Origin of the sequence: Sorangium sp. So ce119 (assembly GCF_051524405.1) — a bacterium.
Classification (GTDB): Bacteria; Myxococcota_A; Polyangia; order Polyangiales; family Polyangiaceae; genus Sorangium; species Sorangium cellulosum_G.
Genome location: NZ_CP150310.1, coordinates 1,190,303 through 1,206,913, shown reverse-complemented (window position 1 = coordinate 1,206,913; position 16,611 = coordinate 1,190,303). Strand labels below are relative to the sequence as shown.

The following is a 16,611-nucleotide window of genomic DNA, read 5'->3' as shown; positions in this document are numbered from 1 at the left end:
GCTTCGAAGAAAGCGGCGAGCGCACGTCGCGCTCGCGCCGCGCGCGCCGGACCTCAACGTCCGCCCTCACACCACGCCAGGGCCGTCCCCACGGCCGCGATCAGCCAGGCCGGCCACGTCGCGCGGAGGAAGCCGGCCACGTCGGCCAAGGCGCCGCGCCGCGCGCGCCGTGCAGCCTCGGCGTGGCCGATCCGCCGCAGGTTCTCGCGCTCGATCTGCTCGTGCTCCTCGTCGTCGAGGGGATCGCTCCCGGCGAGGTGGTGCAGGTGGTGCGTCACCTCGTGGTCGATCGTCTCGTCGATCTCCGCGTCGACGTCGAAGCCGGGGTCCTCGCGGGCCTCTGTTCGAAACGTCCGATAGAAGATCCGGATCTCCGGAGGACGCGCGATCCCGAGCTCGTCCGCGGGCGTCCCGGGCGTGTAGCAGCCCAGCAGCGGCTCGCCTCCGTCGTCGCAGGCCGGCACGCCCGCGTCGATGAAGAGGTCGATGTTCCGCACGCCGCGGGCCTCGTAGACGCGCTCCGCCGCCGCGCGGACGCGCGCCTCGAAGGCGTCGAGATCGGGGAAGGCGCGCCCCTCCCCGGCCGCGGAGGTCGCCTCTCCGGGGACGTCCGGATCCGCTTCGGGGGCGCGGAGAGGCGCGCGCGCGAGCTCCCGCTCGAGCGGCACATCGAGGTCGTTCCGGGCGCCGCAGGCCTGACAGCGGTGAACCGCGAGGAGCCGCGCGGGGTAGCGCGCCTCGTGGTAGAGGTCGACGATCGCCGCCCAGGATTCGTCCGGCGCCCTGGCGAGCGCGTCGGCGATCACCGAGGCGCGCCGCTCGCGGCCGAGCGCAGCGATGCCCATGGCCACGACAAGCGACGGCGTGACGCGGAGCGCGCCGTCGCTGGACAGGCGGAGCAGCGGCATCGCCTCCTCGACGGTCCGCTCCACGAGCCGCACGCCGCGGCACACGGCGCGCCCGACGCGCAGCGCCGGGATCGGGTGCAAGGCGCCGAAATGGAACGGGCGATCGAGCTCGGGGTCGTCGAGCTCTCCGTCGGTGAACGGCCCGATCTCCAGCAGGCTCGACGGAGCGACCTCGAACGGGGCGCCGCAGTTCTCGCACGTGTACGCGCCAGGCTCCTCCGGCGTGACGCCGGCGAACGCGAGGAGCGCGCGCAGGACGTGGGCGTCTGCGAGCGGGAGGCCGCGCGGATCCAGCGGCGCGCCGCGCGCGTCGGCCAGGACCGACGGGCCTGCGAGGATCTGCACGTCGCGCGCGCACCTGCCGGCCGGGGCGGGCGCGTCGCCGCCGCGGCTTCCGGGGGCGCCCAGGACGGCCGGCGCGTGGGCGCGCGCGGCAGCGTCCGACAGGCGCACCACGTTGCCGGAGGGGAGGTGGACCTGCGCGGGGAGCAGGCGTTGCGCGGGCGCAGGATTCGGCATCGCTCGGCGGCCTATAAGGGCACGGGCGCGCGCCTTCCAGCGCGGCGCCTCCTCACCTCGCCTGTCGCCTCGCCGCGGCGAGATCCTCCCGTCAGGGGTCCTCGGGGGCCGGCGAGCCGCTGGAGGCGCCGTCGTCGGCCGGCGCAGACGAGCCCCAGGCATCGCGGTCCCTGTCCGCGCCAGAGGGCTCCCGCCCCGCGCGGCCGACGTCGAGCCCAGCGGCGTTGGCCAGCTCGGCCGCCACCACGGCGGAGAGGGAGCCTCCGCCGAGCGGAGCCATCCGCGGCGCGACGGTCGACGAGGGCGACGGCTCCGAGGACGTGCGATCGCGGCGGCGACCTCGGCCCACCACGGGCGCGCGCTCGCCGTCGCCGGCGGGATCCGGCGCGGCGGCGCCCTCGCGATGCAGGGTCGCGCGGAGCTGCATGCGCCCGAGCGACAGGCTCGCCGCGCTGGCGGGCGGCACGCTCGACGAGGGCTCCGCGCCGAGCGGCACGCCTTTCCCGAAATCGAGGTAGCGCGTAATGGCCAGGGCGTAGATGAGCTTGCGCACGATCGGCTCCGGCGCGACCCCGGACCTGATGAGCGCCGGGAGCGTGGGCATGGAGCTCTGGACCACGTCGATCACGGCGAGCTCGCCCTCGGAGAGGCCGAGACGACCCGGCTCGAGGGCAGGGTGCAGCCGGAGGGGAACCGCCTCGATCCGCTCGAGCGTCCGCTGGAGCCGCGTCGAGCGCTCGCCATGCTCGCGCAGCCCCGCCCAGAGCAGCGCGAGCGGATCGACCTTCGCGGGGTCACCGCCCCAGTCGGCCAGCACGTCGAGGCCGTCGAAGTAGCGGTACGTCGTCTCCGGCGGCAGATCGAAGAGCCGCACCATCCGCCGCACGAACTGGACCTGCGCGAGCGAGTCGAGCGTCGGGGCGTCGAGGCACCCCGAGAGCAGCAGCACATCGCCGAGGAGGCCCCTCGTCGCGAGCGCGTCCGCCAGGATCTCGGCGGAGATCGCCCCCTCTTCGAGCAGGATCTCTCCGAACCGCGCGTAGCCGTCGCTCGGACGGATCTTGACGGGGGCCCCCCGGACGATCCGCACCGTGTGCTCGGCGCCCGTGGGCTCCACCAGGATGAGCGCGCCGGTCAGCCGGTGCTCGACGGCATACACAAAGAGATGGGCGAACGGCGTGCGCTCCAGATCTCCTTCCGCCGTCGCGGGGCCGTCGGCAGACATCCCACGCCAAGCTATCATAGCGTCCGCGGGCCGGAGCCCCTTTCTCCGCGCACAGAGGCGCCGAGGCGGCGCAGATGTCGCGCTCGTCCTCATGGAGCCGGCGGCGCTTCGGCGGCGGTTGTCGCCTTCGTTTCTTGCCGGTTCCGACGCGCGCTCGACGCATTCCCTTCACCTCCGGGTGCGCGCGGCGGCGTCGGGGCGGGGCGCGCGTACCCGGGCCAGCGCCCCTCCGCCGCGGCGGTTCCGCGCTACGGTGGCAGACATGCCGCGCGGACATGTGCTGGTGCTCGACGACGAGCGGGCGATCTTGACGACCCTGCAGAAGGCCCTGTCGCTGGAGGGCTACACGGTCGACGTCGCCGGCGGCGTCGGGGTGGCCGAGGAGAAGCTCGCGAAGCGGAGCTACGACATCGCGCTCTTCGACGTCTCGTTGCCCGACGGCGACGGCGTCGAGCTGCTCCAGCGGATACGCACCGCGGGGTCGGAGCTGCCGGTCGTCATGATGAGCGGCCACGCGACGATCGACGCCGCCGTCCGCGCGACGCGGCTCGGCGCGATCGACTTCCTGGAGAAGCCGCTCTCGACCGATCGGCTGCTGCTCGTGCTCGACAACACGCTGCGCCTCGTCCGGGCGGAGGCCGAGGCGAAGGCGCTGCGGACGCAGACCGGTCAGGTCGGCGAGCTCATCGGGGAGAGCCGGGCGATGCTCGATTTGCGCGAGCAGATCGCGCGCGCGGCGAGGGCGACCGCGACGGTGTTCGTGACGGGCGAGCGCGGCACCGGCAAGGAGCTCGTCGCGCGCGCGATCCACGGCGCGTCGAAGCGGGCGCGCGGGCCGCTGGAGAAGATGAACTGCGCCGCGGTGCCGAGCGAGCTCATCGAGAGCGAGATGTTCGGCCACGAGGCGGGCGCGTTCACCGGCGCGACGAAGCAGCGACGGGGGAAGTTCGAGCGCGCGAGCGGCGGCACGCTGTTCCTCGACGAGGTCGGGGACATGCCGCTCGCGATGCAGGCGAAGCTGCTCCGGGTGCTGCAGGAGCGGGAGATCGAGCGCGTGGGCGGGCACGAGACGATCAAGGTCGACGTGCGCGTCGTGGCGGCGACGAACCGCGACATCGAGGCGGCGTGCCGCGAGGGGCAGTTCCGGCCGGACCTCCACGACCGGCTCAACGTGCTGCCGCTGTCGCTGCCGCCGCTCCGGGCGCGGCGCGAGGACATCCCGCTGCTCGCGCGGCACTTCCTCGCGCTCGCGACGCAGGCGAACGACAGGCCGGGGATGGCGTTTACGAGCGGCGGGATGGGGATGCTCGTCGCTTACAGCTTTCCGGGCAACGTGCGGGAGCTGCGCAACATCATCGAGCGGCTGGTGATCCTGACGCCGGACGACACGATCGACGAGGGCGACGTGAAGGTGTGCCTCGGCGGGCAGCAGGCCTCGATGAAGGGGGGGCTCTTCCGTCCGGGCGTGCCGTTCCGGGTGCTCGCCGAGGAGGCGGAGCGGGCCATCCTGGAGGAGGCGCTCGGCCATCACGGAGGGCAGATGGCCGCGACGGCGCGGGGGCTCGGGCTCGAGCGGAGCCACCTCTACAAGAAGTGCAAGGCGCTCGGGTTGCGCGGGGACAAGGGGGAGGCGGAGGACGAGTAGCCGGAGAGGAGGCCCTGCCGGGGGCCGCGCCGAGGGGAGGGTCTGCGCGGCGGCCGCGGGTGGGCGCTCGGCCATCCGCCGAGGCGGGAGCGTGGAGCTTGCGCATGCACCACCGCCCGGCATGTCTCCCTTCGGGCCTTGCCACCTGGGACGTTTCGTCGCGCGCCACAAAGGCGCGCCTGAGACGTGGAGCCCCCTGGGACCTCATGGCACCTCGGTCGGTGCTCGCCGCGCCCACCCGCGGCCGCCGCGCAGACCCTCCCCTCGGCGCTTCGGGTGTCGAACGACAGGCGTACCGGCAGCGCGATACATGCCAGGTACTGGCAACCGCTTCCGGTCCCTCGAGGGCTCCCGGGTGCCTCCCTCGGACCGTTTCCGGTCTGCCGGCGGGGCGGGGACCACGAACCTCCAGCCTATCGCGCGGCGAATTGACCTGACACCACGCGAGCGCCGGAGGGGGTCTCCGCGTCCTCCCCTCGCCCCGAGCCCCGAGCCTCAGTCCGGCATGGCCCGCGGGGCTGGCGGCGACGCCCCCCGCATCGCCTTCTGGTACTCCAGCGCCTGCTTCGCGTAGTCGTCCCGCTTCATCTTCGCGTACGCCTTGGCGAGCTCCCCGTAGATCTCCGCCGCGTCCGCGGGCCTCGCCCCGGACAGCAGCGCGCTGTTCAGCTCGTAGATCGCCGACACGTGCCGCCCCGTGCGCGCCAGCGCCCGCGCGTAGAGCCGGTGGATCTCCGGGTTGGCCACGTCGACGTAGATCGCGCTCTCGCCGACCTTGCGCGCCTCGTCCCACGCGCCGCGCCCCACGAGCAGCCGGAGGAGCCGCCGCCACACACGGCGATCGTGCTGGTCGAGCAGCGCGAGCCGGCGCAGCGCCGAGAGCTCCCCCGCGGCGTCCTTCTGCCGGCGCGCGAGATCGTAGAGCCCCTGGAGCGGCTCGGCTTGCGACGGATCCAGGCGGGACGCCGCCTCGAGGTTCGCCTTCATCCGCGCCGCGTCCTTCTTCAACTCGGCGAGATCCGCGAGCTTCATCCGCACGACGTAGCCGTCGTGGCCGTCGGCGATCATCTTGCTGAGGAGCCTCGCCGCCTCGTCAGGCTTCTTCTCGGCGAACGCCGCCCGCACCTTGAGGTACGCGGCGTCCGGCTGCTTCGGGTCGACCCGGAGCGCCTCGGCGAGCACCGCCTCGCCCTCCTGCCGCTGCCCGTCCTCGAACAGCGCGAGCGCGAGCTCGACGAGCCGCTTCGCGTCCTTCGGGGCGCGCGCCGCCGCCTTGCGCGCCTCGTCGAGCGGCGGCGCGTGCAGGTCGGGCACGTACTGCTTCTCGTAGCGCTCGAGGCGGGGCTTCAGCCACGCGCGGAAGCGCCGATCCAGCTCCTCGGTGCCGATGGCGAGGGACTCCTTCACGACCTCCGGCGTCCGCTTGCCAGCGGCCCACCGGGGCAGCATCGACACCACCTTCGGGAAGCCGAACTCCTCGACCATGAAGACCACGATCTGGCTCGCCGCGAAGTAGGCCATCGTCACGTCCTCGATGCTGTCGACGTGCGTGAAGGCCCGGTTGAACCCCTCGACCGCCGGGACCCTCCCGCCCTTCAGGGCGGCGAACAGCGCGGGATCTTCCTCGCGGTGCCACTCGGGCCGCCGCACGATCGTCTCGTACTCGCTGAGCCCCTCGGTGAACCAGCGCGGGACGTGGTTCTTCGAGAGCTGGATCGCGAAGACGTGCCCGAGCTCGTGCCACAGCACGTTCCCCCAGTTGAACTCCGCCGCCGCCGGGCTCAGCGCCGCCAGCGTCTGGCCGAAACAGACGCCCTGGATGCCCACGTTCGGCAGGCCGCTCGTCCTCACGCTGAAGTTCTCCGTCGACGCGTAGAGCTCGATCGAGACCGGCACCTTCGGCGTGAAGCCGTAACGCTTCACCATCGAGCCCCACGCCTCCTCGAGCATGCGCGGCACGTACCGCTCGAGGATCGGCTTCTCCTGCTTGTGATAGCGGACGCGGAACGTCTGCCCCTCCACGGTCACGTACTGGGTGGCGATGTCCTTCTCGTAGAGGTTCAGGGTGTTGAACACCCGCACGTTGAAGCGGTCCTTGTCCCACGCCTTCTGGAGCGCGACGAGACCGCTCTTCTCGTCGCCGGCGCGGATCAGGTTCAGCCCGAGCGTGGCGTACGCCTTGGCGTCGTTGGGATCGACCTTCGTCGCCTCCTCCATCATCTTGACGATGTCGTCGTAGCGGTGCTCCCACTCCGCGAACTCGCCGACGATCTGGAAGAACCGCGAGAACTCCGGGTTCAGGCCGAGCACCTTCGCCTTGAGGGCGTCGAAGCCCGCCGCGTCGTCGGCGAGGAAGCGGGCCGCCGCCTTGATCGAGAGCAGCTCGAGGTCGTTCGGGTTGACCTTGAGCCCGCGGTCCGCCGCGGCGTCCGCGGCGTCGATGTCCATGTCGCGGAGCGCGAGCCCGGCCCGCACGAAATAGGCCTCGGCGAGGTTCGGGTTCACGGAGAGCGCCTGCGCGATCTCGCTGTCGGCGCCGCCGAAATCCATCGCGCTGTCGAGCTTGACGCGCGCCATGGCGACGCGGACCAGCGGGTCCTTCGGGGCGAGCTTGAGCGCCTCCTTCACGACCTGCCCGCCGTGGCCGGGGTCGTACTTGTCGAGGAACAGCTCGGATCGCCAGAGCAACGTCTCCACCCGCTGCTTGCCGCCGACCTTCTCCGCCGCGTTGAACGCGTCGTTCGCGTCGCGCGCGCTCCGGAGCAGGTGCGCCGCGCGCCCGACCAGCGACATCCCCTCCGCGTCGCTCCCGGTGATCTTGTCGTCGTTGTAGTCGTCGATGATCGTCATCAGCGGCGCGCGCGCCTCGCCGCGCTTGCCCGACTGGATCAGGAGCTCGCCGAGCACGAGCCGCGCGCGGCGCGCCTCGTCTTCCCGCTCGACCTCGCGCGCGGCCGCGATCGCCTCGGCCATCTTCCCGCGGCGCGCGAGCGCCTCGGCCCGGAGCGGCGCGGCGGCGATCCTCGCCTCCTTGCCGATCGCGGCGGCCGCCTTCGCCGTCTTCGCGGCCTCGTCGTAGCGCCCCGTGAGCAGCTCGATCCGCGCCTTCGCGATCAGCGCCGGGGCGCGCTCCGCGCCCCCCTGGAGGGCGGTGAGCACCTTCTCGGCGCCGGCGTAGTCGCCTTGCGTGAGGAGCGCCTCCGCGCGCGCGAGCGAGGCGGGCGGCTCGGCGGAAGCGGGCGCCTGGGCCGCGCAGGCGGCGGCGACGAGGAGAGCGGAGAGAGAGCGGCGGATCGAGTGGCTTCGCATGACACCCCGTACGCGACCGCACGTAACCGTGCGTAACCCTGCGTAACTACGCGTGACTGTTGCGTGACAGCGCTGATGAAGAGCGGCGCCCGGCGAGGCCGGGCAAGCCGATCCTAGCCGAGAGAGGAAGGGCCGAGCATGAGCGAGCGCCCGAGGGCGCGCCAGGCCTGGCCCCCGCGCGATCGTGGTATGCGGGGGTCCATGGAAAGCGGGCTCGCAGGAAAGGTCGTGCTGATCACGGGCGCGTCGTCGGGCATCGGCGAGGCGCTCGCCCGGGAGGTCGCCCGGCGCGGCGGCCGGAGCGTCCTCGCGGCGCGGCGGACCGAGCGGCTCGAGGCGCTCGCGGCGGAGGTCCGCGCGTCAGGCGGCGAGGCGATCGCGGTCCAGTGCGACGTCACGCGCGACGGCGACGTGGAGCGCGCCGTCGAGGAGGCGCGCAAGACGTTCGGCGGCCTCGACATCGCCATCGCGAACGCGGGGTTCGGCGTGGCGGGGCGCGTCGAGGAGCTCTCGCTCGACGATTTCCGCCGGCAGCTCGAGACGAACGTCTTCGGCGCGCTGCGCACCGTCAAGGCCGCGCTGCCGGAGCTCAAGCGATCGCGCGGCGGCGTCGCGCTGATGGGCAGCGCGAGCGGCTACCTCGCGTTTCCCGGGATGGGCGCCTACAGCATGAGCAAGTTCGCGGTGCGCGCCCTCGCCGAGACGCTGCGCGGCGAGCTCCACGCCGATGGCGTCGCGGTCACGCACGTCGCCCCGGGGTTCGTGGCGAGCGAGATCCGTCGGATCGACAACCTGGGCACGCTGCGCGACGACGCCCGGGAGCCGGTGCCTCCCTGGCTCGTCATGCCGACGCCCAAGGCGGCGCGGCAGATCATGGACGCCATCGCCGAGCGCCGCGCCGAGGCCATCATCACCGGGCACGCGAAGCTCGGGGTGTCGCTCGCGAGGCACGCTCCCGGGCTCCTCAACGCAGCCTTCTCGCGGCTCGGGGGCAGGAGCAGGGGCGTTCGCCGCTGAGCCGGTCCGCCTACGGCGCGTCCGCCCCGAGCTCGCGCCGGACGAGCGCCTCCAGGGCGTCGATGAAGCGACGGCGCGTGTTCACGGCCGGCGCCCGCTCCAGCCGAGCGAGGCCCGCGTCCCGGGCCAGGACGTGCGCCTCCACGTCGAGATCGTAGAGGGTCTCGACGTGGTCCGCGACGAAGCCGATCGGCGCGATCAGCGCCTCGCGCGCGCCGCCCGCGGCGAGCCGCTCGAACGTCGACCGGAGATCCGGGCCGAGCCACGCATCGCCGGTCATGCCCTGGCTCTGGAAGGCGACGAGCACGGGGTTCCCCCGCGGCGCGACGCGGCGCTCCACCTCGGCGGCCATCGCGCGGAACTGGCGCTCGTAGGGATCGCCCGCTTCGATGATCCGCTGCGGCAGGCTGTGGGCCGAGAGGATGACCGTCACCTTCGCCCGGCTCTCCTCGGGGAAGCGCGCGAGCGCCTCGTCGATCACCTCGACGAAGGCGTCGATCAGCGCCGGCTCTAGCCCCCACGCCGGCGCGCACCGGACCTCCATGCCGTCCAGCCTGGCGGCCGCGTCGCGCACGACGGCGTGGTAGACGTCGACGGACTGCGGCGCGAGCGGCAGCGAGACGACGCGCCGCACGCCGCGCGCGTGGAGCGCGCCGAGCACCTCCGCCGGATACGGGTGCCAGAGCCGCCCCGCGATCGCGACCGGGAGACCGAGCCGCTCGGCGAGCGCGTCCGCCTGGGCCCGCGTGATGCGCAGGAGCGGCGAGCCGCCGATCGTCTCGAAGCGGCGCCGCACCTCCTCGACCAGCTCCGGCGGGGCGGGCCTGCCGCGGCGAATGTTGGACAGGAAGGCGGGCAGATCGTCGAGCCGCTCGACGGTGCCGTGGCAGCTCAGGAGGACGGCGGTGGTCACGGCGCCACTCTACATCGCCTGCGCGCGAGCAGCGCGGCCGTCGCCAGCGCGCGGCCACGGCGCGGCCGCTCGCCGGCGAAGGCTCACTTCGCGTCCCAGACGACCACGACGCGGTCGTGGCCGATGAGGCCCCCCTTCTTGCGAGCCAGGTGCTGGGCGACCACCCGATCACCCGCGGCGTAGACCCGCACCTCCATGAACGCCAGCCCCTCGTCGGTCTCGATGCCGTCCACGATCTCCGTGGCGTCGAGCTGGCGCGACCACCCCGAGACGGGATCGTGGAAGAGCTCGTTCTTGAGGTGCTCCAGGATGGCCTGCCTTCCGCTGGTGACGCTGGGGTGGGCCGGAGGATTGCGGTTGCTCACCACCTCGATGACGGCGTCGTCGGCGTAGATCCGGGACAGCGCCTCGATGTCCTGGCCCCGCAGGGCGCGCTCGATCTCCGCGAGCAGTCCATCGCGCACCCGGTGAGCCAGAGGTCGCGTCCGTGCCGAGCCTTCCATACATGCTTGCATGGGACGCAGCGGCGCGGTCGTCGAGCCCGGACAGCGGCGCGCTCGCGGCGATCGCGGCGCACAAGGGCCGAACTCGGCGGGCTGCCACCCTCCGCCCCCGACGTCGCACGGCGGGTGGCGAGTTGCAGCGCCCGGACGGACGTGATGAATATGGTGGGTTATGACGCAGCGCCGCACGGTCGTTCTCGCCGATCTCCACCTCGTGCGCCAGACGCCGCGCGACGTGACCGCCGACCTCGCGCGGTTCGTGGCAGCCCACCGGGGAGCGCGCATCGTCGTGGCGGGCGATCTGTTCGACCTCTCGTCCGAGTCGCCGCGGATGCCCCGGCCGCTCGCGCTGCGCGAGGCGCTGTTCGCTCACCCGACCGCGCGGGCGGCGCTCGCCGAGCACCTCGACCGGGACGGCGAGCTCTGGCTCTCGGGAGGCAACCACGACGCCGAGGTCGGCGCGCCCGATTTCCCCGAGGCGCTGGCGGAGGCGCTCGGCGTGGGCGGCGAGGCCCGGGCCCGGATCCGGACGACGCCCTGGTTCTTCCGCGACGGGGCGATCCACATCGAGCACGGGCACCTGTACGATCCGGACAACGCGCCGGCTCACCCGCTCGTGGTCGGCGAGCGCAGCCTCGGCGTCCACTTCGTCGAGGAGTTCATCGCGCCGACCGGCGCGCACCGCTACCTGCAGGCGAACGACCAGACGCCGCTCCACCTGTTCCTGTCCGCGTTCACCTGGTACGGCCCCCGGGCCCCCTACGTCATCTACCGCTACTTCCACGCGGCGATCGGCGCGATGCTGAAGAGCGGGCCCCTCTACCGCGCGCGAGGCGAGGCGACGGTCGGCGCCGCGGTCATCGAGCGTTTTGCGCACGAGCTCGAGGTGCCCCGCGCGATGGCCGACGAGCTCCTCGGCCTCGCGGCCACGCCGACGCTCGAGAGCGCGGCGAGCACGTTCACGCGGCTGTACTTCGACCGCGTGATCGCGACCTTGTCGATGGGGGCGGGGATCGCGGCGCTCGGGCTCGGCGCGCGGGAGACCGGCGCCGCGGCGCTGGGGCTCGGCGCGCTGCTGATGGGCGTGAGCTGGGCGAACGGCCACAACCGGTACGCCGGCACGGTCGCGGAGCGGCTGGCCGAGAGCGCCGGCCACGTGGCGAAGGCGACCGGCGCGAAGCTCGTCGTGTTCGGCCACACGCACCGGGAGGCGCTCGGCGACGGCTACGCGAACACCGGTAGCTTCTCGTTCCCACGCAACGCGCCCGGCAGGCCGTATGTGGAGATCGAGGGGTCTCCGGAGGCGCCGCGCGCGGTGAGCCGCTTCTGGAGAGCCGTGGCGTGAGGTGACGCGCGGGATCTGCTGGCGCTAGCTCCCGCTCGCGTGCGCGGTGAGCGCGCCCTCGACGAGATCGAGCGCGATCGGGGCGTCCTCTTCCGGGATCTCGGGGGCGTCGCCGAGCATCGCGGCGAGCAGGCGCTCTCGCGGCTCCGGCCGCAACAAGAGGGGCCCTCCCCCGCACGCCCGGCACACGAGGCCGCCCCGCGCCGGGTCGACCTGGGCCGACTGCGTCGCGTCACAGGCGCGCCCGCACCGGACGCACTGCGTGAGCTCGAGGCCCCAGCCGAAGGCGACCAGCAGCCGCAGGCCGGTCTCCGCGAGCAGCGCCTGCGGGGACGCCGTCGAGGCGCCGTCGAGGCGGTCGAGGAGCCCGTTCAGCTCGCTCCAGGCCGCCTGCTCGGCCGTGTGCGCCGGAGCGATCTCGCGCACCCAGCGCAGCGCGCGCCCGGCGACCTCGAGGCGCGCGAGATCCCCCGCGAGCCGCAGGCGCGGGCGCTCGATCGCGGCCTCGGTGAGCTGGGCGAGCTCGGCGCCGGGCCGCATCTCCAGCGTCACGCGGAGCAGGTGCATCGGCTCGAGCGACGGGAATCGCTTCGCCGAGCGGCGCGCGCCGCGCGCGGTCGCGGAGAGGAGACCACCCTGCTCGGTGAAGAGCCCGACCAGCAGATCGGCCTCACCGAAAGGGATACGTCGGACCAGGAGCGCCTCGGTGCGGAGCCGCTCCGTCCGCGGACGAACGGATCGAGGCATGGCGGGTTCGAGGGTGACAGCGCGCGCCGCGACGAGCACGCGGCGAAAATTTGGCCCTCAGGTCGAGAGGGAGGTACGAGCCCTCGAAAGGGTGCCCTCCGACAGCTCCGGCGGCATGTCGTGGCCGCGCGGCCGGAGCACGATGCTGAGCGCCAGCGTGAACAGGATGAGCAGCAGCACGAACGCGATCGCGACCCCGAAGCGCCTGCTCTGCGTGCGGCGCGCGGGCGCTGCGATGGGCAGCGGCGTCACCAGCGCGATCCGGCGGCTGGCCGTGTACCGGGCCAGCACCTCCTCCATCGGAAGCGAGACGGCGCGAGCATACGCCTTCAAGAACCCGCGGACGAACACCTCGCCCGGCAGGTCATCGAAATGATCGGCCTCGATCCGTTCGATGGAGATCACGGGGATGCGCGTGGCGCGGGCGACCTCCTCCACGCTCATGGCCCGGGCCTCACGCGTGCGTCTCAGGTAGCGTCCGATCGACTCCATCCCATTCCACCCATCGTCATTCGGTCGTCACTCTACTCACCCCGAGAACCGTTGCTCAAGCCCTAGCGCGCCCCGAAGTTCCTCTCGGAGGGAGAGGCGCCGCGAGCCTATTGCAACGTCTGTAACTGTGCAGCGCAGCGCTGCCCGACCGGCGTCGTCGCGGCGATCTCGCGGCACCGCTCGAGGTCGGCGCGCGCTTCGTCCAGGAGCCCTCTCTTCTCGGCGACGCGGGCGCGCGCATCGAACGCGTCCTGAAGCCGCTTGCACTCCGGCTGGTCGGTCTCGACCGCCCTGGTGAACGCCTCGCGCGCGAGATCGAGCTCGCCTCGCTTCTCGTAGGCGAGGCCGAGGCGGTACTGCCCCACGCAGAAGAGGGGCTGCGCGGCGACGGCGCGGCGGAGCGCGTCGATCGCCTCGTCGTTGCTGCCCTTGAGCAGGTACGCCCAGCCCAGGTTACCCCACGACTTCTCCGGCGAGGCGTAGAGGATATCCTCGGTGAGCGGCCTGAGCACCGCGATCGCCTCGTCGTAGCGCCCCTGATGCACGAGGACGACCCCGAGCGTGTTCTTCGCGTCCCGCATCTCCGGGTTCGCCTCGAGGGCACGCCGCGCCATCTTCTCGGCGCTGTCGAAGCGGCAGTCGCTCGAGCGCGCGTCGCTCGCGCAGAAGCCGAGCAGGATCACCGCACCGAGATAGGCCGCCTCCGCGTTGTCCTCGTCGAGCGAGAGCGCCTCCTCGATGTGGCCCAGCGCCTCGCGCAGCCGGCCGTGCTGGAAGGCGTCGCGCGCGAGATCGTACTCCGCGACCGATCGCGCCTCGCTCGCCTGCGCCGCAGGCTGCGCGCCGCCGCACGCGGCGAGCGAGAGCGACGCGAACGGCAGCAGAGACCCGAGCGACAGGACAACAGCCGCGCCGCGGATGCACCCCGCGCGGGTCGCTGCTGTCATGTGTCGCTGCGATGTCATGTGCGATTGGAGTCCGCTGCTGAGCAATGCCGCAGCGCGGCAACACGTCAGGACGGGATGTCACCTGCCCTGCGGGGACCCCTGAGTAAACCAGGCCGCTGGTCACGTCAACCCGCGAATCCGCCCTGAAGACGCAGCGCGTTCTCGGGATCTCGATTCGGCTTCCCGCAAGCATCAGGTCGGCCTAGGATGGAGAGCAAGGGGGCTCCCGCTCGTCACTGTTCGCCGCGGATCTCGTCCTTGAGTCCAAGGAGGCTGAACAACCTCCGCAGCGCGTCGATGTCGGGGATCTCGAGGCGCTCGTCGGCGACGCGCAGGTACTGCCCCTCGCGGAGCTGCTGCACGGCGCGCTTCACGGTGTCGACGTCGAGGCCGACGCGGGTCGAGAGCTCCATCGGCGAGATCGCGAACGAGGCGCCGTTCGAGGAGGAGCCGCTCGCGGCGCGCGACTGCTGCGCGAGCTTGAGCAGCGCGTTCACCACCTTCGACTGCGTGTCGGTGAGCATCATGATCTCGATCTGGTCCTCCGCGTCGCGGAGCCGACCCACGAGCTGCTTGATGATGCGCAGGGCGACGGCCGGGTTGCGCTCGACGAGGTTCTGCAGCGTGCCCTGGTCGAGCGCGAGCGCGACGCCGCGGGACAGCGCGATCGCCGTCGACCAGCGCGCAGCGCCGCCGAGGAGCGCGGACTCGCCGAACAGATCGCCCGGCTTGAGGACCATCAGGCTGCGCTCGGCGCCGCGGACCTTCTTGATGAGGCGGACCCGCCCCTCCTCGAGGAGGTACGCCTCCGTCCCGGGCTCGCCCTCGCGGAAGATGACGTCGCCCGCCTCGAAGGGGCGGCCGAACCGGGCACGGAGCCGCTCGGGATCTGGCACCGACTCGGCCGGCTCGGCGCGGCCAGCGACGTCGTCGGGCTCCTCGGGCGCTCCGGCGACGTCGGGAGAGCGCGCGGCGTCCGCGGCCGCGGCGGGCTCCGCGTCGCTGGAGGCCTCGCGCTCCGCGTCGGGTGCGACGCCGTCCCCTTCAGGCGAGCTGGTCATCGGGGCGGAGTGTATCCCAGCTCGGCTGGCTTCGCGTCCGGCGCGCGCACGTAGAGCGGCTCGAGGAGCGCCGCATCGTGCTCGGTGACCGCTCGCCCGCGCTCGCCGCCCGCGGCGGCGGTCCGGAGCCGACCGATCGCGATGCGCCCGATCCAGACCGCGTCGGGAAAATCCAGCGCCTCGCCGCGGGCGGCGAGCGGCCGGAGCGCCTCGATCTCCTCGGCGACCGCGCCGACGACGACGATCCGGCGCCCGGCGGCGAGCGCGGCGATGGCGTCGAAGGCCGCGTCGCGAGGCAGGTGACGCGGCGGGCCCTCGGGCGGCGCCGAGGGCCGGTCGAACGCGGCGAGGAAGACCTCTCCCTTCTTGGCGTCGATCAACGGGACCAGCAGATCCCCGGGGCTCGCCGCGCCTGCGGCGAAGGCGGCGGCGGCCATCGCCTCGAGCGAGGTGACGCCGGCCGTCGGGACGTCCAGCGCGAGCGCCACGCCCTTGGCCGCCGCGACCGCCACCCGGACCCCGGTGAACGAGCCGGGCCCCACGTCGCAACCGAGCGCTCCCACGGCCGCGGCCGGCACGCCCGCGGCGGCGAGCACCTCGTCGATGGCCCCGAAGATGCGCTCTGCGTGCCCGTGCAGCTCGGCGTAGGTCGTCGCCGCGAGCACGCGCGCGCCTGCGTCCGGCGCCGACGCGAGGCCGGCGGAGGAACCGCCGCTCGGGGGCGCGGCGGTCGAGGCCGGGCCGTCCAGGTCCGCGGCGTCGAGGAGCGCCGCGCTGCCGCGCGGGGTCGAGGTCGAGAGGGCGAGGAGCTTCAAGGCGCGCTCGGGAACGTTGCAGCCGCGGTGCTGTCTGGCAGAACCTCGAGCCACGGGCAACGAGCTTCAGCGAAATGAACGGGGCCGCGGCCCCTTCGTGTAACCCGAGGGCGGAGTGCGAGCCGATGCGCGATCAACGAGCGATGCTGCCGGCGCTCCTCGTCTCGGCGCTCGTCCACCTGGGCGCATGGGAGTCCGCGGGGCTGTCGCGGAGAGAGGCAGCGGCCCCGCCCGCGTCGCCGCCGGAGGAGCGCGATCCCATCGACATCTGGACGGGGACCACCGCCGCCCTGCCAGGCAGCGGCGATTCCTCGCGTCCGGTCGACAACCCCAGCCGGCCGGACGGCGCCCCGGCCACGCGCGCTCCGGCCGATGCCGCCCAGCCGTCCGCGGAGCGCCGCGCAGAAGCCGACCGCGAGCCGGCGCCGCCCGCGACCGCCGCGCCGCGTAGCCAGGCAGCGCCGCGGCCCAGAGCGGCGCCCCGGCGCGAAGAAAAGCGCGAAGCGCGCGCGGCCGACGAGCAGGCCGGCGCCCCGTCGCGCTCCACGACCGTGCGGACGAGCCCTGGCGCGGGCGAGGGCGGCGAGGGCGATTTCGGGGCAGCCGGCAGCAGCGCGGTGCGCAGCCTCGGGCGCGCCTTCACGAGGGCCATTCCGCCTGCATGCCAGGCGGATCCGATCTGGGCGACGCTGCCGCTGGGCAGCGCCGGCAAGGCGCGCATCGTGATCGACATCGACGACGCCGGGCACATCGCGTCGTGGCGTCCAGAGGGGGAAGAGCCGCTCGCTCGGCACCTCGGCAACCTGGCGAAGCGGACGATCGCGTTGCTCGGGAGCGGGACGTTCGCCGTGGCGCGCGGGGCCGTGACGGCGGGGAAGCAGACCCTGGAGGTCAGCGCCGTCATCCGCGCCGGGGCGGAAGACGGGGAGACGGGCGCTCCGGCCGATCTGGCGTGGCGCTTCGAAGGCGGCCGCGGCAAGGCGTCGTTCGCCCAGTCCGGCGGCCGCGTCGTGGAGGTCGTCGTCCTGGTGGTGCGCACGGAGGTCGCGCGACGCGCGCCGCCCGGCTGATCGCCCGGCGCCCCGCGCCGTGCAGGCGGACCGTCGTGTCACCCGCCCGCCCGCGAGGCGCCTTCCAGCGCGGGTCCTGGCGCTCCTTGCGGTCG

14 protein-coding genes are annotated in these 16,611 nt (G+C 73.4%); 4 read left to right on the top strand and 10 right to left on the bottom strand.

All coding sequences use genetic code 11. The features are described from left to right. Nucleotides 1-53: 53 nt before the first annotated feature. Both WME76_RS04795 and WME76_RS04790 read right to left on the bottom strand, forming a co-directional pair. Nucleotides 54-1,427 (bottom strand): metallopeptidase family protein, encoded by a 1,374-nt coding sequence (locus tag WME76_RS04795; protein ID WP_437959022.1) that lies wholly within the window; start codon nucleotides 1,425-1,427, stop codon nucleotides 54-56. Nucleotides 1,428-1,518: 91 nt separating this feature from the next. Next, nucleotides 1,519-2,652 (bottom strand): hypothetical protein, encoded by a 1,134-nt coding sequence (locus tag WME76_RS04790; RefSeq protein WP_437959021.1) that lies wholly within the window; start codon nucleotides 2,650-2,652, stop codon nucleotides 1,519-1,521. 262 nt (nucleotides 2,653-2,914) lie between these two features. On the opposite strand from WME76_RS04790, the gene WME76_RS04785 reads away from it, so the two are divergent. After that, nucleotides 2,915-4,297, top strand: coding sequence for a sigma-54-dependent transcriptional regulator (locus tag WME76_RS04785; protein WP_437959020.1), 1,383 nt, complete (start codon nucleotides 2,915-2,917; stop codon nucleotides 4,295-4,297). A 495-nt stretch (nucleotides 4,298-4,792) separates the two neighbouring features. Here the strand turns inward: WME76_RS04785 and WME76_RS04780 are convergent, their stop codons facing one another. Next, a complete protein-coding gene (locus WME76_RS04780) occupies nucleotides 4,793-7,606 on the bottom strand; it encodes a tetratricopeptide repeat protein (protein ID WP_437959019.1) in 2,814 nt (937 codons plus the stop codon). A 201-nt stretch (nucleotides 7,607-7,807) separates the two neighbouring features. Here WME76_RS04780 and WME76_RS04775 point away from each other — a divergent pair, with 201 nt between their 5' ends. Next, nucleotides 7,808-8,623 (top strand): SDR family oxidoreductase, encoded by an 816-nt coding sequence (locus WME76_RS04775; protein WP_437959018.1) that lies wholly within the window; start codon nucleotides 7,808-7,810, stop codon nucleotides 8,621-8,623. Between the two features lie 10 nt (nucleotides 8,624-8,633). Here WME76_RS04775 and hemH read toward each other — a convergent pair whose 3' ends face one another. Together hemH and WME76_RS04765 are read right to left on the bottom strand one after the other, a co-directional pair. Next, nucleotides 8,634-9,536, bottom strand: a complete 903-nt coding sequence (hemH, locus tag WME76_RS04770) for a ferrochelatase (protein WP_437959017.1) — start codon at nucleotides 9,534-9,536, stop codon at nucleotides 8,634-8,636. Between the two features lie 83 nt (nucleotides 9,537-9,619). Then, nucleotides 9,620-10,000 (bottom strand): hypothetical protein, encoded by a 381-nt coding sequence (locus WME76_RS04765; protein WP_437959016.1) that lies wholly within the window; start codon nucleotides 9,998-10,000, stop codon nucleotides 9,620-9,622. A 211-nt stretch (nucleotides 10,001-10,211) separates the two neighbouring features. Between WME76_RS04765 and WME76_RS04760 the strand changes: the two genes are divergently transcribed. Further along, on the top strand, nucleotides 10,212-11,384 hold the full coding sequence (locus WME76_RS04760) for a hypothetical protein (RefSeq protein WP_437959015.1): 1,173 nt from the start codon (nucleotides 10,212-10,214) through the stop codon (nucleotides 11,382-11,384). A gap of 24 nt (nucleotides 11,385-11,408) precedes the next feature. Here WME76_RS04760 and recO read toward each other — a convergent pair whose 3' ends face one another. The 5 genes from recO to tsaB form a co-directional block, all read right to left on the bottom strand. After that, nucleotides 11,409-12,131, bottom strand: coding sequence for a DNA repair protein RecO (recO, locus tag WME76_RS04755; RefSeq protein WP_437959014.1), 723 nt, complete (start codon nucleotides 12,129-12,131; stop codon nucleotides 11,409-11,411). Nucleotides 12,132-12,188: 57 nt separating this feature from the next. Continuing rightward, a complete protein-coding gene (locus WME76_RS04750; RefSeq protein ID WP_061608668.1) occupies nucleotides 12,189-12,623 on the bottom strand; it encodes a helix-turn-helix domain-containing protein in 435 nt (144 codons plus the stop codon). Nucleotides 12,624-12,730: 107 nt separating this feature from the next. After that, on the bottom strand, nucleotides 12,731-13,570 hold the full coding sequence (locus tag WME76_RS04745; RefSeq protein ID WP_437959013.1) for a tetratricopeptide repeat protein: 840 nt from the start codon (nucleotides 13,568-13,570) through the stop codon (nucleotides 12,731-12,733). A 233-nt stretch (nucleotides 13,571-13,803) separates the two neighbouring features. After that, nucleotides 13,804-14,631, bottom strand: coding sequence for a Crp/Fnr family transcriptional regulator (locus WME76_RS04740; protein ID WP_437959012.1), 828 nt, complete (start codon nucleotides 14,629-14,631; stop codon nucleotides 13,804-13,806). After that, nucleotides 14,628-15,446, bottom strand: a complete 819-nt coding sequence (gene tsaB, locus WME76_RS04735) for a tRNA (adenosine(37)-N6)-threonylcarbamoyltransferase complex dimerization subunit type 1 TsaB (RefSeq protein ID WP_437959011.1) — start codon at nucleotides 15,444-15,446, stop codon at nucleotides 14,628-14,630. The genes WME76_RS04740 and tsaB overlap by 4 nt, the downstream gene beginning before the upstream one ends. A gap of 125 nt (nucleotides 15,447-15,571) precedes the next feature. Between tsaB and WME76_RS04730 the strand changes: the two genes are divergently transcribed. After that, on the top strand, nucleotides 15,572-16,516 hold the full coding sequence (locus WME76_RS04730; RefSeq protein WP_437959010.1) for a hypothetical protein: 945 nt from the start codon (nucleotides 15,572-15,574) through the stop codon (nucleotides 16,514-16,516). Nucleotides 16,517-16,611 lie beyond the last annotated feature (95 nt).

Bases quoted from the DNA above. Each gene is read 5' to 3' on its own strand.
- WME76_RS04780 (WP_437959019.1), bottom strand. From the start codon at position 7,606: ATGCGAAGCCACTCGATCCGCCGCTCTCTCTCCGCTCTCCTCGTCGCC.
- WME76_RS04760 (WP_437959015.1), top strand. From the start codon at position 10,212: ATGACGCAGCGCCGCACGGTCGTTCTCGCCGATCTCCACCTCGTGCGC.
- WME76_RS04745 (WP_437959013.1), bottom strand. From the start codon at position 13,570: ATGACAGCAGCGACCCGCGCGGGGTGCATCCGCGGCGCGGCTGTTGTC.
- WME76_RS04750 (WP_061608668.1), bottom strand. From the start codon at position 12,623: ATGGAGTCGATCGGACGCTACCTGAGACGCACGCGTGAGGCCCGGGCC.
- WME76_RS04790 (WP_437959021.1), bottom strand. From the start codon at position 2,652: ATGTCTGCCGACGGCCCCGCGACGGCGGAAGGAGATCTGGAGCGCACG.
- WME76_RS04730 (WP_437959010.1), top strand. From the start codon at position 15,572: ATGCGCGATCAACGAGCGATGCTGCCGGCGCTCCTCGTCTCGGCGCTC.
- WME76_RS04740 (WP_437959012.1), bottom strand. From the start codon at position 14,631: ATGACCAGCTCGCCTGAAGGGGACGGCGTCGCACCCGACGCGGAGCGC.
- WME76_RS04785 (WP_437959020.1), top strand. From the start codon at position 2,915: ATGCCGCGCGGACATGTGCTGGTGCTCGACGACGAGCGGGCGATCTTG.
- recO (WP_437959014.1), bottom strand. From the start codon at position 12,131: ATGCCTCGATCCGTTCGTCCGCGGACGGAGCGGCTCCGCACCGAGGCG.
- WME76_RS04775 (WP_437959018.1), top strand. From the start codon at position 7,808: ATGGAAAGCGGGCTCGCAGGAAAGGTCGTGCTGATCACGGGCGCGTCG.
- WME76_RS04795 (WP_437959022.1), bottom strand. From the start codon at position 1,427: ATGCCGAATCCTGCGCCCGCGCAACGCCTGCTCCCCGCGCAGGTCCAC.